The 22,135-nt window shown below is 68.7% G+C and carries 13 protein-coding genes and 1 pseudogene; 3 read left to right on the top strand and 11 right to left on the bottom strand.

Annotated elements, in window-relative coordinates; genetic code table 11:
- Nucleotides 1-3,029: 3,029 nt before the first annotated feature.
- Nucleotides 3,030-3,440: a hypothetical protein gene (locus P3T27_RS35870; RefSeq protein WP_280685497.1), complete on the bottom strand. Its 411-nt coding sequence runs from the start codon at nt 3,438-3,440 to the stop codon at nt 3,030-3,032.
- 1,311 nt (nt 3,441-4,751) lie between these two features.
- Here P3T27_RS35870 and P3T27_RS35865 point away from each other — a divergent pair.
- Together P3T27_RS35865 and P3T27_RS35860 are read left to right on the top strand one after the other, a co-directional pair.
- Entirely contained in the window at nt 4,752-5,279 is a 528-nt protein-coding gene (locus P3T27_RS35865) for an ATP-binding protein (RefSeq protein WP_280685496.1), read from the top strand.
- 205 nt (nt 5,280-5,484) lie between these two features.
- Nucleotides 5,485-5,796, top strand: coding sequence for a hypothetical protein (locus P3T27_RS35860; RefSeq protein ID WP_280685495.1), 312 nt, complete (start codon nt 5,485-5,487; stop codon nt 5,794-5,796).
- A gap of 609 nt (nt 5,797-6,405) precedes the next feature.
- On the opposite strand, the gene P3T27_RS35855 is transcribed toward P3T27_RS35860, so the two are convergent.
- The 8 genes from P3T27_RS35855 to P3T27_RS35820 all read right to left on the bottom strand — a co-directional run bounded on the left by P3T27_RS35855 (nt 6,406) and on the right by P3T27_RS35820 (nt 19,155).
- Complete coding sequence (locus P3T27_RS35855; protein ID WP_280685494.1) at nt 6,406-6,900, bottom strand: hypothetical protein; 495 nt, start codon at nt 6,898-6,900, stop codon at nt 6,406-6,408.
- Between the two features lie 237 nt (nt 6,901-7,137).
- Nucleotides 7,138-7,377, bottom strand: coding sequence for a hypothetical protein (locus P3T27_RS35850; protein WP_280685493.1), 240 nt, complete (start codon nt 7,375-7,377; stop codon nt 7,138-7,140).
- A gap of 133 nt (nt 7,378-7,510) precedes the next feature.
- On the bottom strand, nt 7,511-8,260 hold the full coding sequence (locus P3T27_RS35845; protein ID WP_280685492.1) for an IPT/TIG domain-containing protein: 750 nt from the start codon (nt 8,258-8,260) through the stop codon (nt 7,511-7,513).
- 441 nt (nt 8,261-8,701) lie between these two features.
- On the bottom strand, nt 8,702-10,021 hold the full coding sequence (locus P3T27_RS35840) for an IS21 family transposase (protein ID WP_280685491.1): 1,320 nt from the start codon (nt 10,019-10,021) through the stop codon (nt 8,702-8,704).
- Between the two features lie 370 nt (nt 10,022-10,391).
- Nucleotides 10,392-10,814 (bottom strand): ATP-binding protein, encoded by a 423-nt coding sequence (locus P3T27_RS35835; RefSeq protein ID WP_280685490.1) that lies wholly within the window; start codon nt 10,812-10,814, stop codon nt 10,392-10,394.
- A gap of 92 nt (nt 10,815-10,906) precedes the next feature.
- Nucleotides 10,907-17,341: a type I polyketide synthase gene (locus P3T27_RS35830; RefSeq protein WP_280685489.1), complete on the bottom strand. Its 6,435-nt coding sequence runs from the start codon at nt 17,339-17,341 to the stop codon at nt 10,907-10,909.
- A gap of 80 nt (nt 17,342-17,421) precedes the next feature.
- Complete coding sequence (locus tag P3T27_RS35825) at nt 17,422-18,708, bottom strand: beta-ketoacyl synthase N-terminal-like domain-containing protein (protein ID WP_280685541.1); 1,287 nt, start codon at nt 18,706-18,708, stop codon at nt 17,422-17,424.
- 228 nt (nt 18,709-18,936) lie between these two features.
- Nucleotides 18,937-19,155, bottom strand: coding sequence for a DUF5988 family protein (locus P3T27_RS35820; protein ID WP_280685488.1), 219 nt, complete (start codon nt 19,153-19,155; stop codon nt 18,937-18,939).
- Nucleotides 19,156-19,767: 612 nt separating this feature from the next.
- On the opposite strand from P3T27_RS35820, the gene P3T27_RS35815 reads away from it, so the two are divergent.
- Entirely contained in the window at nt 19,768-20,268 is a 501-nt protein-coding gene (locus tag P3T27_RS35815) for an IPT/TIG domain-containing protein (RefSeq protein ID WP_280685487.1), read from the top strand.
- Nucleotides 20,269-20,425: 157 nt separating this feature from the next.
- Here the strand turns inward: P3T27_RS35815 and P3T27_RS35810 are convergent, their stop codons facing one another.
- Together P3T27_RS35810 and P3T27_RS35805 are read right to left on the bottom strand one after the other, a co-directional pair.
- Complete coding sequence (locus P3T27_RS35810) at nt 20,426-21,409, bottom strand: IPT/TIG domain-containing protein (RefSeq protein ID WP_280685540.1); 984 nt, start codon at nt 21,407-21,409, stop codon at nt 20,426-20,428.
- A 78-nt stretch (nt 21,410-21,487) separates the two neighbouring features.
- Nucleotides 21,488-22,096 (bottom strand): annotated as a pseudogene (locus P3T27_RS35805) (IPT/TIG domain-containing protein); the annotation flags it as partial.
- Nucleotides 22,097-22,135: the final 39 nt, after the last annotated feature.

The following is a 22,135-nucleotide window of genomic DNA, read 5'->3' as shown; positions in this document are numbered from 1 at the left end:
GGGCAGTCGGCGCGACATCGCTGTTCCAGATCACCCCTCAGGCATCTGGACTCGAAACCGCGCCTGGCAGAAGCGACCGCTCATGATCGCTTCTCACTGTTCGTTCGGCCTTCTTCAACCACCCTGCTCCCCTACGGGGAGGTCTTGACATGACCTAGCAGCAACGAGACGGCTCCGTCCGCACCACCGGACCTTCACCGTCTTTGCGCCAAGTACATGCCTCGGCATCTGAACGCTTTGCTTCCGCCGTCACTGAGCGCATGCCCGAGTCGGCGACGGAATCCACCACTGCCTCGGCCCATCTGCACACCTGGGATCCTGCGAGAACCTGTGTCCTGACGGGCCGCTGCCTCCTCACACGTCCGTAAGTAGGCAATGCCATTTTGCATCACCGAATCAAAATCTGCCAGCTCGCCCCTGCCCGTGTCCTGGGTCGTCGCTCCATCCGTCTAGGAGGAGGGCACAGAGTCCTCAATGAGCGAAACCTCCAAGGACCTCCCCAAGCAGGCTCTCGAGCACGAGTGATCAACGCTCAAATGGAGCCGACCGCGGAAAAAGTCGCCTCGACGACTTCGGGACGGTCGGTGCATCGCTCCTCGACCAATCCGGGTGTCGATGGGCGGTCGGCCGGGCCGGCCAGGGAAGTGAGCGAGCATCGGGCTTTCGGCGGTGCTCCGTGAGTCCGCGATACTCGGGCGCCATGCCCACGAAACCGGCCGGGGGTCCCGGGCCTGCTCACGGGCACGCGCGTGCGACCGAGCAAGTTCGCCTGCCCGCTACCCGGTTCCCAGCGGCGTGGCTCAGTGACAGGGACTTGACCGGTGACCTGATCCGGGTCGTGACGCTGGTACAGGACTACGGCTGGAAGTCAGGATTGTGCTTCGCCGCTGACGAGACGATCGGGAGACAGCTGGGGCTGTCCCGGGGCGGTGTGAACCGCCTAATCGCCAAGGCAAAGGCCAAGAATCTGGTTCGCGCGTCTCGAAATCCTGCCACCCGAACCATGAACCGGCGTGTTCGCCCACTGGCCAACGATGAGCTGGCCGTGTGCGTCGGCTCATATGCTCGGGCGCATCTGGCGGGTACTCGGTTCAAGGTTTATGCGTTGCTCTCCCTACGGCAGCAGTTCACCGAATCGACTCCCGTCGCGCGAATCGCACGCGAGTGCCAGATAAAGGAGGACACGGCCCGCGAAGCGGTGGCCGAACTCCTGGTCCAGGGCTGGGTGAGCAGAGGACAGAGTGAGAAGAGGGGATACAGATACGTCGTCCACCCCATGCCCGTCCGCGTACCGAGTGGGCCGAGCGAGTCTCTCCCGAACGGGCCCGTTCCCGCGCTGCGATCCGCGGACGGGCCCGCAGGCGGCGGTGTCGAGGTCTTCGGCTCCGGACCGGATTCCCTTCGCGGCGCCTCGCTCGGCGTGTGCCGGGAAGCTCCCGGTTCGGCGACAGCCGGCTCCCCCAGTCCGGTGACACTGAGCCCCCCCGATCCGGTGACAGAAACACGATCCCCCCAACATGACGTGCTGAACATGTCGGCCGTCGTGGGTGGTTGTTCGTCCCGCGAACCGGAAACCGCGCGCCCCCGCGCGCGAGGACGCGCGGCGGGAGCCACGGGGGGCGGAGCAAGCCCGGCAGGGCACGGCACAGGGCAAGCCGACCAGAAGATGATCCAGTCGATGACCAACGAGCAGAGGCGATGGGGACAGCAAGCCGCGTCATCGGCTCTTGGGCGCCTGCCGAGGCAACTCGCGGACCGGCTGACCGAGCGACACCTCGACCTCCTCACTCAGCACATTGTCGCAACATTCACCGACTACAGCACATCCCCTGAGGTCCATGGCGCCGTGATCCTCAAAGCTCTCGAGTCAGCGTGCGAGTTCGCGCGACGCAGGGAGCCGGTCGGCGCTGTGCCGTGGTCTTCGGTGGTCTCCCCGCTTCCCTGGCTGATCAGGGTCGTCGACCGGGCAAGCGAGACGGTCACAGGGACCAGGCCGGTCCGAAGCCCCGAGTGCGCACTCTGCCGCGGGCCCCTGGTCGTCCGCGACGCCGAGGACCCGGAAACCTGCCGATCCTGCGGTCCCGCCGCCGCCGCTGCCGCCTGCCGTCGGCTTCGGGAGCAGTGGGAGCTATCCGGTCACCAGTGGGACGCGCCACCCCTAAGAGACCCGCTCACGGCGCCGCCCGCGCCCGTCCACCGACGGAGTACGCCAACAGCCGCCCCGAGCGGGCTCTCGGACCGGATGGCGACAGAGGGCGACGAGTCGGAAGGAACCGTCCTTCGTCGGCGGCTTGCCGCTCGCCGACTTGAGCGGGAACAAGCCCGTGCCCGGGCCGGCGAGGATCTGTCGGCGGCCCGCACCGCCTTTGCCGGACCCCGTCGGCAGGGCGCCACCGAAGCCGCCCGCCAGGAGGGCACCGGTCGAGGAAGCACCGACCAGGCGCGCGGGCACGACACCGGGCTCCGCGACGCGCCCCTGGAGGCCGTCGCGGCTTCTGATCCTGCTCCACGGCGGGACGGCCGACCTGATGCAGGGAAGGCCGGCGTGGTCGCCACAGCGCGACCGGGGCCTGCGAGACGCCATCGTGGGACCTCTCGTCATGTCCGCCTTTCCGGTGGTCCGCCAGTTGCCCCCTGGGGCCAAGGGCCGACCGGGCGCGGGGACCTGCGCGGGCGTCCCCGCGACCGGACCGGAGGCCGGAGACTGCCTGGGGAGTCCGCCGTGATCATCGCCGATTGCAGGTCCATCGCGGGCGCCGTCCCGCGTGTGTCACGAGTGGTAGGCCTCCTGCGTTTGTCTGGAAGTCAGTGCACCGTCAACGTTTGGCTTTGCCGAAAAACCGGTCAAAATGTAATCGAACCGGCACAGGGAAGATCGAACGTACGCTGGGACTGGGAATCTTGGCGTCATCTTCGGATAATTGCAATTCTCTGGTGGCGCGGCAACGAAACAACACCTTCGAATGCATATCTCCACCTTCCCTCCTAGGCAAAGTGCCCGCAGGAGATGGAGGCATCGCTGCGCCAATTCAGTTGCGCGCGGGATGGGCAGTGGCAGCACTTACTGGGGATGAAATCCTCCGGTACATCCGGCAAGGGGTCCGGCGTGCGGCGATCCACTGGCACATCGCAAGCGTGATGCTTGCCCGGATCACCGAGACGGTCCACTCGGAGGCGACCCACAGCGCTTCGGGCGGCGCCTCACGGAAGGATTGGCTTCCCCGTTTGCAGGTCTCTCGCGAGAGCTGCCCGCTCCGGTGCTGTCCGAGCTTGAGGCCGCGGTTTCCGAGGCGATCAAAGACTCGGCTGTTCACGTCAGCATGAGTGTTGTGGAAGCCACTCGTGGTGAGAAGGGTCTGCGATCCGATCTGAGCTATGTCAGTGTCCTGATCGCTGTCACGGATCCCGACCGGCTCCCACGGGCGGTATTCCGCGATCATTCGGCAGTTCCCTTCGGATATGCTGTCCAATTTTCCGAGCGAGCAGTCAGAATATGAAAATTGTCCGGCGGGGGGTTTCCGGTCCGATCGCACAGGCGTTTGCGTTTCCGGCGCGCTCGGCCATGCGGGTGAATCGGTCGACCAGGGGATTGCGGCCATTTCGGCTCGATGGGTAACTAGGTACATCCGAACCGGGTGGGTCACCCATCCTCTCCAGGGGATAAGCAGCTGCCGCGTCTGCCAGCGCTTCCGGCTTGCGCCTCATCGCTGAAGAGGCGTGTTGCCATCCCCCGGTTGAGGAATTGGATCCGCGGGCCGGTGCGATTCTTGTCGCACCGGCCCGCAGCGGCTCACGGGGTCGCCTCCGTAAGAGCCGGCAGAGGCTCACCCCCGGTGCAATCGGGCTGGTCGAAGCCCACGGCGCAAGCAGTCCGCTGGGCGCCCCGTCGAGTCCGCAAGCATCACGGACGTCCACGGACAGGAGTCGGCTCGCCGCCCTCTCGCAGTCGGGTTCTCGGGCGCCGACGCGGTGCTCGAAGAGCCTTCAGTAGAGAACCGGCGCCGGATTCCGCCCAGTCAGCGCAGTTCCTCGGGGCCGTCGGTGCTATTGGTGGCCGCCTGCTCGTCGGCGATGCCGCCGGTTTCGACGCAACGTCTGGCTGACTAGACGCACGGCCCCGGCTCCTCCTCGTCGGCCAGCCGCTTGGGAGGGACCGGTCCGGAAGGCGGTCGGCGGGCCGGACGCCGTCCCGGCCATAACGCGCACAAGCGGAACGGCTGATTTCGGCCAGGTCGGTGCGGAATTCCATGAGCGAGTTGCCGGTCGCCCTCGGACACCTGGAAGAAAACTTGCCCGAATGGCTCCATCGAAGACCAAGATCAATGGCCCTGGCCATCCGCCATTCGCCGCGAAACCCGGACTTGAGTGAACGAAACAAGCCAAGCTCATTCCGTCAGATCCCCAGCGGCGCGAACAACTCTTCTTACCGTCACACTAGGCGCCTGCATTTCACAAACACGCCCCCTTTTTTTTGGAACGGATCGCTCCCCGCGGATAATCTATTTCTGATTTACTTCGACCAGTCCGGCACCCGTTCGGCCAGCTGCTCCAATCCTCCGGTGGGAGAAGAGCCCTGGACGGACCGAGGAGCCTTCCCCGGCGAAACGTGGGCCATGAGCCGTGGAGAACGCATGAACCAGTGTCGAGCGAACAGGGAGCCGCCTGCTCGCCGGAGGGAATGGTCCTCATGCAGCGGGCGCGGCCTGAGCCGCGAAGCCACGAGCAGTCATACCGGCAGCTGCTTTCGGCTCGTGAGCCGAGAAGCGACCCCGCCGTTCACCGAGGAGGAGATTTCACTGACCACCGCAGAGATCAATGAACGGCCGACGGGAGCTCTCGCCGAGGATGTCCTGAGCCACTGGGTCAGCGGCCGTCCGCTGTCCTTCAGGCTGCCATCTCTCGGTCGCGCGGTACCGATCGCCCGGCAGCTGGCAGGGCTGTGGCTGGACGCCGAGGACGTTCGGGCCAACCATGCCCGGGACGCGGCCTTGCTCGTGATCTCCGAACTGGTCACAAATGCCCTCGAGCACTCCGACAGTGCACACATCACCGGTTGGTTGCGCCGGACCGCGGACCGGCTCCTGCTGGAGGTCCGTGATCAGGGAAAGACTTCCTCGGTGCCGCGGCTGCACCGCGCCACGCCGGACGAGGACCACGGCAGAGGCCTGGCGCTCGTTGCGGGCTACTCGCAGGAGTGGGGGATGCGGCTGAGCATGGACGGCAGCTGCTCGGTGTGGGCCGCCGTCCCGCTGTCCAGTCGGAGCACTGCCGCGTGGTGACCGTTCAGGGGCGGTCGCCGGCCACGCGCCGCAGGTGCCGGTGCCCGGCCGGCAAGCCGGCTCCGGGGAGCGACGCGGTGTTCCCTGACACCACCCGCCACCGGTTGCGTCCGCCGGCGTGCGGGCGCCCGCGATCCGACCAGGCCGGACGGCACATCGGGCGTCGAACCTCAATCATCCACTGCGCACATCGTTAGGAGAACCCATGCCCAGCTCAAGCACCGAGAACCGTGAAGTCGTCAATAGCATCATCAACTCGGTGACTCAGCTCGACCGCGACGCCCTGCGTCGCCTCGATCCCGAACGGCTCAGCGCGCAGTTCGACGCGCGTCTGGAGCTCGAGGACTACTTCCACGCGCTTTGGGAGCATTTGAAGGCCAGTGGTGAGCGCCCGGCCATCCGCACGGAATATCAGCCGCTTGCCGCTGTCCTCGATCTGCTCACGGGTTTGAGCGAAAATGTCATGTTCGCAGACTGCGTGAAACAACGGGACCTGCACCATCTGCCCCAGCGGTGACAGGCTTGTCCGGAGTCAGGTGTAAGGGGCTTCGCCCGGAGGGTGCTGCAGTCCGTGGCTGGTCGTCCGGCCCGGCTGCCTTCGGGGGGTGTCATCGCGTCTCTTCGGCCACGGTCGACCGCGGAGGTCACCGCTCTCGCGCCGTTCTCCCTTGCCAGTCACTGTGCCATGTGCTTCGCGTTGCGGCGGTACGCGGGGTTGGCGAGTGCGCTGGTGATGGCGTCCGCCAGGGAGCGGACGCGCGGATCGAGGAGATCCATGAGGAGTCGAACGGCGCCTACGGCGTCCCACGGATCACCCGGGAGCTGCGGGAGCGGCACGGTGTGGTCAACCACAAGCGCGTCGCCTGGCTGATACGCGAACGCGGGCTGGCCGGCCGGCACCTGCGGCGTACGGTGCGCACGACGGCCGCGGACCGGAGCGTGCCACCGGCGCCGGACCTGGTGGGGCGCGTGTTCGCGGCTGAGGTGCCGGACGTGCGCTGGTGCGGGGACATCTCGTACCTGCCGGTCGGCGGGTCGTGGATGTACCTGGCGACAGTGACTTGGCCGCATAGCAGGAAAGTGTCTACGAGATAGGGCAAATCCCGCACCCGTGTGCCGTGAGACCTCACACCTCGGCATACCGGACAACCTCCAGGGCGTCCGTCAACTCGGCCGCCACGGCGTCCTCGCTATTCGAGGCAGCGGCGGAATCGCCGATCGCGTTGGACATCGCCGCATGGATGCTGTCGGTCGCCGCGGCGATGATGTCCGCGTGGACCTGGGCCGGCTGGCAGAAGCAGGTGAGCCCCGCTCCGGCCAGGATGACGAGGGTGCGGAGGTTGTAGGTGCGAGCGCCGGCGGTGTCGCCGACGGAGTCGGCGTCGATGGCGGCTGCGTTCCTGTCGAGCGCAGCCGTGAGATCGGCGGCACACCTCGACACCTGGAGCCTGGGAGCTTCCGCTGCCCGCGCCGCGGGGGCGATGGCGAGGGCGGCGCCGGATGCGATGGCGACGGCGACGACGCTGGCGGCAAGACGAGAACGGGTCATCCGAATCCCCTCCGAAAAAAAGCGTTCCTGCTGGTGGGACGCCAGCAGGAACGGAACGTAATTCACCGCCAAGGGCGGGCGGCAGGGCGCGCAGACCGGCAGAGTGGTGCGAAGAATTGGCGTTCCTGCAATCGAAGGCGAATTCAGTAGTCTTCATACAACTTGGCGCTGCTCCATCCGAGCTACTATAGGGAAGACCGGAGTCCGAGGCCTGGAAGGGCGGGATGGGGAATTCGGTTAGCAATTTCCGGCGTTTCACTTGTCGCTGGTCCAGGGCTTCGGCGTAGTCGTGTGACGTCCGTTTTGTGATCATGCGAGGCCGAGGAGAACCAGCGAGCGGTGCGGATCGCGGGCGTTGCGGCAGAGCGCGGCAGCGATATTGGTGGCGTCGGACAGCTTCAGGGCGCCGATGGCCAGGTTGCGCCAGGTCGCCATCGCGCGCGGTGCGTTGCCGGTTCGCAGCTGGGGGACCTCCTCGGGCGCTGCCTGAGAGTGCTCGCGAAGCTGGTCAAGAGCGGCAGGGATCAGGGATGACGCGTCGGCAGGCACGGTCTTCCACTCGGATCACGGGGCGTAGAGAACTCCGTGATATCGGAGACCGTGCCTGTCACGTTCCCGGGGCCGCACTGTCCGACAGATCGTCACCAACCGGACGGCCTGCTTCTACACCGAAGCCCTGGGATCAGACGTAGGTGTAGCCGTTGGTGGCGGTGCTGGCGCCGCCCGCCGTGGTGACGGAGACGTTGACCGCGCCGAGCAGAGCCCCGGGGGGCGTGTAGAGCGTGAGCGTGTGGGTGCCGCCGACGGCGAAGGGCATGGAGGTGCTGCCGAACAGGACCTGCGACGTGGTCGTCGCGTCTCCGGTGGTCGTGATCGTGACGTGGGTGCCGCCGGTGAGTAATCCGGTGTTCGGAGTGATCGTCAGCGTGCCGGGGCTGGCGACGTAGGTGTATGACAGGCCGCCGAAGGTGCCCGCGGCGGTCGTGACACTGACGTTCACTGATCCGGCCGCGCCCGCCGGGGCGGTGACATTGAGCTGACCGTCGGTCTTGGAGACCACGGTCGCGGCGCTGGCGCCGAACGACACCGCGCTGGTGGTGTCCAGGCCAGAGCCGGTGATGACGACCCCGGTGCCGCTGGCCAGTGGCCCGGCCGTGGGGCTCAGCGTCGACTCCACGGGCGCCGGGATGTAGTAGAAGGGCACACCGTCGCTGACCTGACCGTTGGCGAGGACCACCGTCACATCCACCACGCCCGCCCCGGCGGGAGAGAGGCAGGTGACATGGTCGGCGCCCGCGTTGTAGGCGACGTTGGCGGCCGGAGTGTCGCCGAACAGCACCTGGCTGACGGTACTCAGGGCGTGGGCCGTGGTGCTGGTTATCGTCACGGAGGTGCGACCCCCCGTGGAGCCCTGGTTCGGGGACAGTGGCATCAGGCTCTCCCAATGGCAGGCACCGCAGTGGGGTGTACTGGTTCGGAATACAGCCAGTAGCCCAAAAGGATGCCCTTCGCCGCAAGGATGCTCACGGGAACTCAGCCAGATGGCCGAGCGCGAGAGCAACAGGTATTCCGGCGTGCGGGCTGCCTCACGCATCGATCAACGTGACAGCACCGTTTCCATGGCTGGGCCCGCTTCCACGGCGACGCGAGCGACCGGCGCCTCGACGCTTCGTCCTGCCACGCCGGTGGGGGGACAGGCTGCGGTCGCTGGTCGAGTCGAGGCTCACCGGGTTGTGTTCGGGCTTTCGGGAGCTCGGTCGGTGACGGACACTCGGGGCGCACCGCTCGGGGTGCGCTGCGGGACGGCAGTCAACGTCATACCCGGCTGATCTCCTCCGCAGCCATAAGACGGTGCTGGCGCGCTCGGCGGCCGTCAGTCCGCTCCTTCCGGTGCGGATGCGCGGTACCGGAGCCGACTCCGCGCGGGGGAGGCTGATCCGTCTCGTGATTCTGCGGTGCGGGCGAGAGGCTTGGTGGGTTGCTGGTCGTCGCGCCGGGACAGGGCTTGGTCCTCGTCCATGGCGGCCCGACACCGCGGGCGACGGGTTCTTCCCGCCGCCCAGGCTCGCGCCCCGGCGCCGGAGGTCCGGTTGGGCCGTTCCAAAGTGATCGGGCCACTGTGCTCGGCGACCGTCTGGCCTGCCCCCCTCGGAGCCCTCGGGAAGCGGGCGATGACCGCCCCGCGAGTGGTGGTGATCGACAGGTGTGGTTCGTCCAGCCGTCGGCGGATCCCCACCTCGTTACCAGCGAGACCCGGGGGGAGCAGGTAGAAGTTGCCCTCGAAGGACACGAGTCCGTGAGGATCGACCCTGCGCTGAACGCAGATGCGAGCCGGGAACGGCTTCGAGGGCAGCGGCAGCAGTGCTCGAACGTTGCAACTCGTCCGTCGGTGCCAACTGTCCGAGCGCTCGGACAGGCGGTCAAGGCTGTCCTGGGCCGCCTGCACGCTGAGTTCGTTGACCGCGGTGTTCCACCAGTGAAGGACGACGGAGCGGTGGGCGCGGACGACGGGGCTGGACGCTCTCATCTGCGGGCGGATCGCGATGGAGGCACCGTAGTGGATCGCGATCCCGTGGAAGACGGCGGTCACCTTGCCGGCCGTTGAGCAGACCGGCCGGGTCCGGTCGAATAGCCAGCGCTCGCCGGTGCCGCCGAGGCGACGCAGCACCTGGTCCAGGGCTTCCACGTAGTGCGGGAGGTCGTCGGTGTCGGCCAAGGCGGCCCGCCAGTGGCCGGATCGCGTGAGCGAACCCATGAGCAGGTGCATCTCGCGCCCGCAGTCCCATGCGACCGGCGGGGGCGGGAGCTGTACCCAGTCGAACTGCACGTCTTCGAAGATGCCGCGGCTGGGGCTGGCCCTCCCGCGGTGGCACGGTCCGCAGTGCGGCCGCGTCAGGTGCCTGCGCAGGGCGCGGGTGAAGGTCGAGTAGGCGCGGTTGTAGCCCAGCTCGACGATCTCGCTGTGGAGCACCTTCGCCTGTAGGTGCGGATCGTCCTCAAGGCGCTGCCGACAGTACGGGACGAACTGCAGGAACTCATCACAGGTCATTGTTCGAACCCCTACGCTCCGCTCTCCGTTGAGGTAGGCCCTGACCGTCTTGCGGTCACGGCCCAGGCATCGGGCGATCGCAGAGATGGACCAGCCCCGCTGGCGCAAGGCGTAAGCCTCTTTGTATTCCTCTGCACTGAGCATCCAAACCCCCTGACTATCGGACTTCGCCGCCGCAAAGCGTCTTGCATTAGCGGCGACCGCCAGGCACGGTCGAAAGATATAGCATGCAACAGAACCGCTCAAGGGGCGGAAACGTTTCTTTTTGGATATGTGATGGACAATTTCGGAGAGCGGTGGGGGGTACGCCGCCGCCTTCCGCCCGAGATTGAGTCCCGACTTCGCCACATAACCTCCTTGCATTCCCGGGAATTCTTCCGAGCGATGCCGGAATTGCATATTAAAGGACGCTCGAATCGCGCGCATGCGAGGATTGGCATCGAATCGTTCGTGCGGCAGGTTCGGTGACGTCGGAACCCCGAATCACGGCGGGCGCGGGAGACGGCTCGCGGCCTCACAGCGGCAGTCGGCAGGAGACCGTCTTGGTTCCGTCGAGATGGAAACGGTACGCCCATGCGCCGGCAATGCTCTCCACCAGAAGCAGCCCGCGTCCGCCTTCTTGACAGGCGGTTGCCCGGCGCGCCTGGGGAGCGCTCGCGGAGCGGTCTCGAATACCGATCGCGAGCCACCGCTGCTCGAGCGCGATCGTCACCCTGATCGGCTGCTCGCTATCGGTATGCCTGATCGCGTTCGTCAGAAGCTCAGTGGTCAGGAGTTCGGCGTCCTCGGTGAGGTGTGCCATCTCCCAGTGGCCGAGAATGGCCTTCACGGCATGGCGTACGGGCCGCACGCAGTGCGGCTCCGGCAACACGAGCATGGTGAGGCGTCGCCTCTGCATGTCATGCGCGCCCAGGCATGGCAGGTCTGTCGAGGTCATGGTCGTCCCCTGGTTCCCTTCCCCCGCCGAAGGCGGAATCCCGTGCCTCGCGGTCCGGCAGTGGCTTCGCGCGCCGACGGCCCGAGGTGAGCTCATGAGTGCTTCCTCAGCGGCTCGGTGTCGGCTGTGGAATCCGGTGGGGTGTCGGTGGTCAGGCCGATGCCGATGTGCTGTGCGATGCCGTCGGCGAGAGCCGCCAGAGTCGGGTGGCACGCGACGAAGTCGCCGGCGAGTCTGACGTCGAGCGAGGCTTCCAGCCGGGTTCGCAGTTCGATGCGGAGCAGGGAATCGAACCCGAGTGCATTCAGCGGGGTCTGCGGATCCAGGGTGCTGGCGCCCAGCCGGAGGACGGTGCGGATGTGTTCGGCCAGGTAGTCCTCGAGGACCGTGCGGCGGGCGAGGCCGGGTTCCGCGGCCCGCAGCTCGCGTCGGATGTCGCTCGCCGCGTCCTGGCCGACCGTCTGCATCTGCATGGAGGTGTCGGGCGCCTCGGGCGTGAGGAGGGCGAACAGCGATGACGTTCGGCCGGCCGAGGGGATCCAGGTGTCCGGCGGGCCGGGGATGACGCCGGTGCGTACTCGGCTGTGGGTCAGGAGCGCCGCGAGGGCCTCGAGTCCGTCGGCGGTGGGAATGGTCTGGTAGCCGCGGGTCGCGAAGTCGGTGGCGACCCCGATTTCGCCCCAGGGGCCCCAGTTCACGGCCAACGTGGGCAGGTCCAGGGCGGTGCGCCAGGTGGCGAACGCGTCAAGCCACGCGTTGGCGGCCGAGTAAGCGCCCTGGCCCGGGTTGCCGAGCAGGGAGGCCATGGAGGAATAGAGAACGAACCAGTCGAGTGGCAGTCGGGTGGTGGCCTGGTGGAGACGCCAGGCGCCGGTGACTTTGGGACGCCAGACGCGTTCCAGCTGGTCGTCGGTGATGTTGGACACCGCGGCGTCGTCGAGGACCATCGCGGCGTGGATGACGCCGCGCAGTGTCCCGCCGTCGGCGGTGGCCTCGGCCACCAGTTGCTCGGCGATGCCGGGCTGCGCGATGTCGCCGAGCACGACGCTGATGCGGGTCCCCTGTTCGAGCAGTCCGGCAAGGACCCGTTCGGTGTCGGCCGAGGGCGGTGTGCGTCCGTTGAGTACGAGGTGGGCGGCGCCTTGGCCTGCCAGCCAGTGGGCCGTGGCGAGGCCGACGCCGCGCAGGCCTCCAGTGATGACGTAGGCGCCGTCTGCTCGCACCGGCGAGGGCGGGTCGCGCAGTACGGCGGTGGTGTGGCCTTCGCCGGGTACTGTCAGGACCAGTTTGCCGATGTGCCCGGCACCGGCCATGAAGCGAAAAGCGTCGGCGGCCTGCGCGAGCGGATAGGTCCCGCATGGCAACGGGGCCAGGCCGCCCCGGTTGAATTCGGCCAGGACCTCGCCCAGCAGCTCAGCGAAGGTGTCCGCGCGGGCGTGCTGGAGCTCGACGAGGTCGACCGTGCTCATGGTGATGTTGTGCCGTAGCGGTGCGAGACCAAGCGGGGTGTCGGCGAGGATGTCGCGTACACCCAGCTCGACGAACCTGCCGAAGGGGCGCAGCGTTTCGAGTCCGGCCCTGATGGCGTGTCCGGAGAGGGAGTTGAGGACCACGTCGACACCCTCTCCGGCGGTGGCGGCGCGGGTCTGCTCGGCGAAGTCCAGTGAGCGGGAGTCCATGATGTGCCGGATGCCCATCGCGCGCAGGTATCGGCGCTTGTCCTCGCTGCCGGCGGTGGCGAGCACTTCAGCGCCCAGGCGCTGCGCGACCGCGATCGCGGCCAGTCCTGTTCCACCGGTGGCGCTGTGGATCAGGACACGCTCGCCGCTGGTGAGCCTGGCGACGTGGCGCAGTGCGTACCAGGCGGTGAGGTAGGCGATGGGCAGCCCGGCGGCCGTCTCGGCGGACAGGCCCGCCGGGATGGGGGCGACGGCAGCGGCGGGCACGGTGGTGAACGTGGTGAAGAGGCCGCCTCCCACGTCGACGGCGAGGACTCTGTGGCCGACGCGCAGGTGCCTGACGCCCGGTCCGACGGCGGTGATCACGCCGGCGGCTTCGAAGCCGATGCGGTAGCCCGCTTCATCGTCGGTCGCCAGCATGCCCATGGCGGTGAGCACGTCGCGGAAGTTCACGCCTGCGGCGTGGAGGCGCAGTTCGACCTCGCCCGGGCCAGGAGCGCGTCGTGGAGTGGTGGTCAGGCGCAGGGCGTCAAGGTCGCCGAGCCGCCCTGCGTGGAGCTGGAAGCGGTCGGCGCCGTAGCGCACGGTGCGGGTGACGGCGGTGGCGCGTTCGGTTTCGGACAGGGGGGTGTAGGCCAGCCGGGCGATGTGGCGGGTGTCACCGCGCAGGGCGATCTCGTCCTCGGGGGGGTCGGTGAGGAGTTCGGCCGCGAGTCGGCGCAGGTCGACGTCGGCGGGATCCGCGTCGATGAGGGTCGCTCGTAGCTCCGGGTGTTCGTGTGTCAGGACACGCACGAGTCCGCGCAGGGCGCTCTGGGCGGGGTCGGAGGGTTGCCCCGGCTCTGGATCGTGGGCGGATCGGGTGACGGCGAACAGGCGTGTGGGCGCGCTGTGCGCGATCGCGCTCTGTGCGGCGGCGAGCAGGCGGCGGGTACGGTGCAGTGCGATCGCGGCGGCGTCGTCCTCGGGCGCGGACGGCGCGGACAGGAGGACCACGGCGCATGGTGCGGGTGAGGAGTCCCAGGGTCGGGCGATGGTCTGCTTGAGCGGCTGGAGGGTGGCGCCGTCGACGGGAGCGTCGAGGACTTCGGTGCGTGCTCCGGCGCGCTCGAGGGCGTCCGCCAGTGCCCGGGCGGATCCGTCCGCCTCGCCGATGACGAGCCAGGGTCCCGGGCCGGCCGGGTCGAGGTTCTCCCGGCGCGGCACGGGCTGCCAGCGGGTTTCGAGGAACCACCGGTCGACGGTTTCCTCGGCCCGCGCGCCGTGGCGTATGAAGCGCAGTGCGTCGATCTCGACGAGGGGGTTTCCCGCCTCGTCCAGCAGCCGCACATCTCCGATGATGCTGTCCGCGGCGCAGTGGGTGAGCCGGGCGTGCGCGTAGCGGGCGTCCTCGGGGGCTGCGAGTATTCGCATGGCGTGCATCTGGACGGGCAGTACCAGGCCGTGGCCTGGTTCGTGGATCAGGCCGGCGACGACGAGCTGGGCGCACAGGTCAAGGAGGACCGGGTGAATCCGTAGGCCGTGGCGGGCGGTCCGTGCCGACTCCGGCAGCGTCACGCGAGCCCAGAAGCTGTCACCCTGGGCGGACGTGTGCAGCTCGGTGATGCCGCTGAAGGCCGGGCCGTGCTCCAGGCCCCGTGCGCGCAGACTCGCGTAGAGGGCGTGCGGATCCAGGACGACGGGGTGGTCGGCGGTCAGTCCGGCCACGGAGAACGCCGATGTCCGGGGGGCGGCGTCGATGCGACGCAGAACCGCGCTGGCCTGCCGAACCCAGGTTCCGTCCTCGTCCTGGCCGAAGACTTCGCAGTCGGCCCGGTCGGCGCCGGTCAGGGTGACGGTCGTGCCGATGGGCGTGCGGGCGTCGAGGTGCATCAGCTCGCGGAAGTGGATGTCGGCTGCTTCGACATCGTGCGCGGCACCGTGGAAGATCTCGCTGGCCGCGGTCAGGGCCAGGGCGCAATAGGCGGCGCCGGGCAGGACCGGTTGGCCGTGGACACGGTGGTCGGCCATCCAGGGCAGGACGTCGGTGCCGGTGTCGCCGCGCCAGGTGTGGCGGGGTTGCTCGCCGGGCACCTCCGTGTGTGTGCCCGGCAGGCCGGCGGGTGCGCCTTCGGCGTGCTGGGAGGCCGCTCGGGGTGGGGTGATGTCGGTCCAGTGGGGTCGACGGTTGAAGGTCAGCGCAGGTACGTCGGTCAGGCGGCCCTCGGCGTAGAGGCGGGACCAGTCGACGCCGACTCCCGCGCAGTGCAGGGCGGCGAGCTGTGTGCGAAAGGTGGTGCGGTCGTCTTCCCCCTTGCGCAGTGTCGACAGGATCACGGGTTCGTGGAGCAGGCCGGTCAGGCTCTGGGAGAGGGGGCGGGTGACGACGGCGTGGGGCGAGATCTCGAGGTACACCTGGTGGCGGTCGGCGGCGGCTGCGGCCACGGCGGCGCTGAAGCGTACGGGGCGGCGCAGGTTGGCGCACCAGTAGGCGGCGTCGAAGACCGGGGTGTCGCGGGGGTCGTCCAGGACGGTGGTGTAGAAGGGGATGGTCGGTTGGCTGGGGGTGAGCTCGGCGAGCGCGGCGGCGAGGTCCGCGAGCAGCGGGTCGACCTGGGGGCAGTGCGAGGCGACGTCGACGTCGATCATGCGTGCCACGACTCCGCGGGCCTGCCAGGTGGTGGTCAGGTGCCGGATGGCTGCCACGGTGCCGGCGACGACGGTCGAGTCGGGCGCGGCGACGACGGCCACGGACACCGTGTCGTCGCCGATGGCGGCGAGATCGTTCTCGACGGTCGCGCTGTCGAGGCCGACGCTCGCCATGGCGCCGGCTCCGGCGATGCGGGTGAGGAGAGCGGATCGTCGGCAGATGACGCGGACGCCGTCGGCCAGGGTGAGTGCTCCGGCGGTGACGGCGGCCGCGACTTCGCCCATGGAATGGCCGATGACTGCGGCCGGCTCGGTCCCGTGATCGCGCCAGGCGGCGGCCAGGGCGACCTGCAGGGCGAACAACGCGGGTTGCACGTGGCCGCAGCCGCTGACGTGTTCGCGGTCGCGGACGGCTCGCAGAACGGAGAACCCGGTTTCGGCGGTGATCAGCGCATCGGCTTCGGCCAGGGTCTCGGCGAAGGCCGGCTCGTGGTGGAGCAGGCCGTGCCCCATGCCCTGCCACTGCGAGCCCTGACCGGAGAACACCCAGACGGGACGGCGGCTGACGCCCGCGCCCACGTGGCCGCGAACGACGCCGGGGTGGGCTCGACCTGCTTCGAAGGAACGCAGGGCGTGCGTCAGGTCACGGTGGGAGTCGGCCACCACGCCGAGCCGGCCGTGCCCAGGGGAGCGGCGCAGGGCGAGGGTGTGTGCGATGTCGTGCAGCGGGGTGGCGGCTCCCTCGGTCTCCAGCCAGTGGGCCAGGCGCGCGGCGGCGGTGGGCAGTGCGTCCGGGGAGCCGGCGGCCAGGAGGAAGACGTGGGGTGAGGAGGCCTGCGCCTGCGATGACGGGGCGTCGGTGGGGACGGCGGCCGCGTGTGTGGGAGTGCCGGCGGTGGGACCGTCGGGGAGGATGACGGTGCGGCGGCGGGCGGGGGCCTGTTCGAGGATCACGTGGGCGTTGGTCCCGGAGAAGCCGAAGGAGGACACCGCGGCCAATCGCGAGGCCGTCCGGGTGGGCCAGGCGGACAGGTTGGTGGGGACGAACAGGCGGGTGCCTTCGGCGCTGATGGCCGGGTTCCACCGGGTGAAGTGCAGATTGGGCGGGACGAGCCCGCGCTGGAGGCAGAGCACTGCCTTGATCAGGCCGATGACGCCGGCCGCCGGTTCCAGGTGGCCCACGTTCGTCTTCACCGAACCCAGCGCACAGCGCCCCTGTCCTACCCCGTAGACCGCGGCCAGGCTGGAGAACTCGACGGGGTCGCCGACGGGTGTGCCGGTGCCGTGCGTTTCCACCAGGCCCACGTCGCGCGGGTCGGTTCCGGATCGGGCGAGGGCCTGGTGGTAGAGGGCCTGCTGGGCTACGGCGGAGGGCGAGGCCAGGACGTCGGAGCGGCCGTCCTGGTTGACGGCCGAGCCGCGGACCAGGGCCAGGACGCGGTCGTCGTCCCGTAGCGCGTCTTCAAGGCGTTTGAGGACGACGACGCCGCAGCCTTCGCCGCGTACGAAGCCGTCCGCGGCCGCGTCGAAGGTCCGGCAGTGACCGGTGGGCGAGAGCATTCCCATGCGGGCGAAGGACATCGTCGTCCTGGCGCCCAGCACGAGGGTGACGCCGCCGGCCAGCGCGAGATCGCACTCGTCGTTCCGCAGGGCTTGACAGGCCAGGTGGACCGCCACGAGCGAGGACGAGCACGCGGTGTCCAGCGCCACGCAAGGGCCCTGTAGGCCCAGCAGGTAGGAGATGCGCCCCGGGGCGACGCAGTGCCCGTTGGTCAGGATCGCGCCCTCGAGTTCACGGGGCTGGCCGGAGAGGGCCTCCATGTAGTCGGTGTAGCTCAGGCCCGAGAACAGTCCCGTTGAGGTTCCCGCCAGTCGCTCCGGGGGAAGTCCGGCGTGTTCGAGCGCCTCCCACGTCACTTCCAGGAGCAGCCGGTGCTGGGGGTCTAGAACGTCGGCCTCCTTGCCCGAGACCCCGAAGAAGTCGGCGTCGAAACCGGCGACGTCGCGAAGGTAGCCCCCCCACAGCGGCATCGGCCCGGCGGTGTGGGCGCCAGCCACGTGCCCCGCGCGGCTTATCGGCGGTTCGCCGACCGCGTCCTGGCCGGCTTCGAGCAGCCGCCACAGCGCGGCGGGCGAATCGATGTCGCGGGGAAGTCGGCATCCCATGCCGACGATGGCGATGTGCGCATCGGCGGCTCTCGGGTTCTCTGCGTGGCCCATCACATGGTCTCCTACGCGCTTGCGTGAACGGGGGGTGGGGAGAGCTCTCCGTCCGGCGATGTGGCCGCCGGGGGCCGGGGTCAGTCGACGTCCGAACTGCCCAGCAGGATCGCGCTCTTGACACCTCCGATCTGGTAGTTGCAGGTCAGTGCGTAGTCGAACTCCAGGTGCCGGGTGTGGAGGCCGGGGACGGGATCGAAGCAGATGTTGTCGGCCGGCTCCTCGCAGTTCGCGGTGGGGCACACCTCTCCCTGCTCCAGCATCAGGAGGGTCAGGGCGACACCCAGGGCTCCCGCCGGGGCGCCGTTGTGGCCGAAGCAGGCTTCCTGGGAGGTCATCAGGAGGTCTTCGACAGCGTCGCCGTAGAGCTGCCTGGCTGCGTTCGCCTCGAACGCGGTCACGACGACGTCGCCGTCGCTTCCGCCGTGGATGTAGGGGACCTGGCCGATGTCCCACCGGTCGCCGAGGCACTTGCGGATGGCGGCGACCAGTGACGCGCCGTTCTCGTCGCTTGCGAGCGGATTGGACAGGCCGTCGCGGGTCATACCGTGCGACAGGACCCGGCCGTAGGTGTACGCCCCGCGTTGCTGGGCACGGTCGCGGCTTTCCAGCACCAGGGTCACCGATCCCTCCCCGTGGTTCACGCAGTCGGCCCGCCGGTCGTAGGGCCTCATGATCCGGTCGAAGGCCGGGAGGAGTTCGGGCATGCCGTCGACGCGGATGGAATCGTAGGCACGCTGGGCACCGTGCAGCAGACGCTGGACGTTCTGGATCACATCCACACCGAACACGTCGACGCCGGTGACGACGGCGAGGTCGATGTCACCGTCCGCGATCATGCGGCGGGCGTTGCCGATCTGGACGGCGGAGGACGCACAGCCGCACGAGACGGTGAAGCAGGGGCCGGTCGTGCGCATCAGCGCCCCTTGGACCAGTGCCACGTCAGAAGGGGTGAGTCCCTGCTGAGCCCTGACGAACAGCTCCATCGCCTGGTTCGGGGTGGTGGTGCGTGCGTCGGCGTGCAGGACTTCGAGGTAGCTGGAGACGTTGGCATCGATGCCCCCGCGCCCGACCAGGACGGCGGCGTCGGTGAGGTCACCGTCTCGGATGCTCAGTTGGGCGTCCGCGCAGGCTTCCACGAGGGACACCAGCCCATAGCGGTGCGCGTTGGTGTAGTGCTGGGAGAAGATGCCCGGCACGTCCGGCAGGCGCTCCGCGAAGGCCGTGTCCGGCAGATCGACGGAGCCGTAGTAGACGCCGTGGTGCTTCAGGCACGAGCGGCCGTTGGCGGCCACGTCCCAGAGTTCGTCCGCGGTGAACAGCGGCTGCTCCTCGCCCGGCAGGCAGAACCCCATGCCGGTGACCATGGTGTCCCGCCCGCCGGTGGCGCCTCGTGGGCGCGCGCTGGAGGGCCTGCTCACGACGCGTACCCGAGAGTGCGGGGCGGACGCTCTTTCCGTACCGGTGCGGGAAGGTTGCTGATCATTGCTCACCTCGGGGTGTGGGGATGGGGTGATGCGGGACGGCGCCGCGTTGGTGTGCGGCTGCTGGGACCCGGCGCCGGCGTCGGATGCGGGGGGAGACGGTGACGGGCGCTACTCGGCGATGGCGGTTCGATACGACCACCGGTAGACCCGCATCAGTACGCCCCCGACGTCTTTGAATTCCTGCGTGATCTCGAAGTGCTCATAGCCGTTTCCGCGAGGAATCTTCAACCGATCCTCAATACTTCCAGATTTCACTTCCCGAATCTCAGGAATGTCACTCGGGCCGCCCTTGAGGAAGACGAGCAGACAGTGGGACGTGACACTCACCTCACCCATTCAAAACCGCTAAATAATTCTTCGAGGAGGATCAAGCATCCGATTGACGGCGCACACCCTGAATACCCGCAGGGAAGGCCGGTCAACCCAGGAATCTCAACAGCGCATGAAGTGCGATAGGGGCGCACGCGCATCGCAGTCCACAGGGGTGCCAGCCGTGATGTTATCTGAATAAAGCCCAGCCGGGAATCACTGGAAAGAATAAATACGAAGACTTCGCCACGCTCTCCCGGTTGCGCCATGCCATTGGCATAGCTGCAGGTCAGACGGCTATCTTGGCCGATTTCCGCAGGTTTCATCCCCAGTTTCCGGGCGCTCTCGGCACGATTCCTGCCCGGATCCTCGAGAACTCTTCGACGGTCGTCCGGGAAGGCACTCGCTCGCGCTCACCTAAAATGCCCAGCGGCAAGTCTTTTGTCGTTACCGGCCCCCTCCGGCGAGGCGTCGAAGAGATTTCGCGCCCCCGATGCGGACTTTGCTCCCACCTTTAGCAAATTCCCTATTGCCACCCAATGGCGCCCGAACCTACCGTGAGTGAAACGCCTCGTCGACTTGGCCACAATGGCCTTGTCCGGCGTTCGGAAATCGGAAAAGAGGAATCCTATGTCCCCGATTCTCCTCGCGCTCGTCCCCTCGCAGGGTCCGACGACCGGGGGTAACCCCGTGCTCCTGGTCGGCGCCGGACTGACCGGCGCGACGGCGGTCCTGTTCGGCGCCACCCCCGCGCTCAGCTTCACCGTCCAGTTCGACGGGGCCATCACGGCTGTCGCCCCGCCCGGGACCGGGACGGTCCCGGTCACGGTGGTCACGTCGTCCGGCACCAGCAACAACCTCAGCTACACCTACCAGCTGCCGGCCCCGCCGACCATCCTCGCGCTCGTGCCGCCGATCGGCCTGGCCATGGGTGGCCTGCCCGTCCTCATCGTGGGTCACGGCCTGTCCGGCGCGACGTCGGTCCTGTTCGGCGCCACCAACGCCACGAACTTCACCGTGCTGGGCGACGGCGCCGTCCTGGCCGTCTCCCCGCCCGGAACCGGAACCGTCCCCGTCACGGTGGTCACGCCCGCCGGCACCAGCAACGGTTCCTCCTACACCTACCTGTAGGACGGCGGCCGACCGCCGGTCCGTGCGCGACATGATCCGGCGGGATGAGAACAGTGAGCTCCGACAGCGGCCGCGCTGTCGGAGCTCACTGCTTGTCGGACGCTCGGTCGGGGGCGGGATTCCGATGTCCGCGCCGCTCTCGGAAGAGGAGGCGACCCTAGATCGTCGGTGGGGCGGTGTAGGTGTAGGCGAGGCTGTTGCTGGTGCCGCCGGGGGTGGTCACCGTCACCTGCACCGTGCCCGAGCCCGCCGGCGCCGTGGCGACCAGGTAGCTGTCCGACACGACGGTGAAGGCGGCCGGAGCGGACCCGAAGGTGACCGCGGTGGCGGCGCTCAGCCCGCTCCCCGCCAGCGTGACCGTGGTCCCACCCGAGGTCGGCCCCGCCGTAGGAACCACACTCACCAGTTGGGGAACGGGAACGTAGGTGAACGCGACACCGTTGCTGGTTCCTCCAGGCGTCGTCACCGTCACCAGCACCGTGCCCGAGCCCGCCGGCACCGTCGCGGTGATCTGCGTCGCCGACACCACCGTGAACGACGTGGCGGCGACGGCACCGAACCGCACCGCCGTCGCCCCCAGCAGATTGCTTCCTGTGAGGGTGACGGTGGTTCCGCCGAGAACAGGCCCTTCGTCGGGGACCACGGCGGTGAGCTGGGGGTTGCTCAGGTAGTAGTAGGGCACGGGGAGGCTGGTGCCACCGGCCGTGGTGACGGTGACGCCGGACGGCCCGGGCCCTCCGGCTGGCACCGTCGCCGTGATCTGCGTCGCCGACACCACCGTGAACGACGTGGCGGCGACGGCACCGAACCGCACCGCCGTCACCCCCGTGAACCCGCTGCCCGTCAGCGTCACCGTATTGCCACCGGACGCCGGCCCCTGGGGCGGGACGATCGTGGTCACCACCGGTGGGGCGGTGTAGGTGTAGGCGAGGCTGTTGCTGGTGCCGCCGGGGGTGGTCACCGTCACCTGCACCGTGCCCGAGCCCGCCGGCGCCGTGGCGACCAGGTAGCTGTCCGACACGACGGTGAAGGCGGCCGGAGCGGACCCGAAGGTGACCGCGGTGGCGGCGCTCAGCCCGCTCCCCGCCAGCGTGACCGTGGTCCCACCCGAGGTCGGCCCCGCCGTAGGAACCACACTCACCAGTTGGGGAACGGGAACGTAGGTGAACGCGACACCGTTGCTGGTTCCTCCAGGCGTCGTCACCGTCACCAGCACCGAGCCCGAGCCCGCCGGCACCGTCGCGGTGATCTGCGTCGCCGACACCACCGTGAACGACGTGGCGGCGACGGCACCGAACCGCACCGCCGTCGCCCCCGTGAACCCGCTGCCCGTCAGCGTCACCACCGACCCCGCCGCCCCCGACGCCGGACTGACCGAAGCAAGCACCGGAGCAGCGACCGTGTACGTGAACGCGACACCGTTACTGGTTCCTCCAGGCGTCGTCACCGTCACCAGCACCGAGCCCGAGCCCGCCGGCACCGTCGCGATGATCTGCGTCGCCGACACCACCGTGAACGACGAGGCCGCAACGGCACCGAACCGCACCGCCGACGCCCCCGTGAACCCGCTGCCCGTCAGCGTCACCACCGACCCCGCCGCCCCCGACGCCGGACTGACCGAAGCAAGCACCGGAGCAGCGACCGTGTACGTGAACGCGACACCGTTACTGGTTCCTCCAGGCGTCGTCACCGTCACCAGCACCGAGCCCGAGCCCGCCGGCACCGTCGCGATGATCTGCGTCGCCGACACCACCGTGAACGACGAGGCCGCAACGGCACCGAACCGCACCGCCGACGCCCCCGTGAACCCGCTGCCCGTCAGCGTCACCACCGACCCCGCCGCCCCCGACGCCGGACTGACCGAAGC

The sequence above is a fragment of the Kitasatospora sp. MAA19 genome, from assembly GCF_029894125.1.
Lineage (GTDB): Bacteria > Actinomycetota > Actinomycetes > Streptomycetales > Streptomycetaceae > Kitasatospora.
This window is presented reverse-complemented; position numbering and strand designations above follow the sequence as displayed.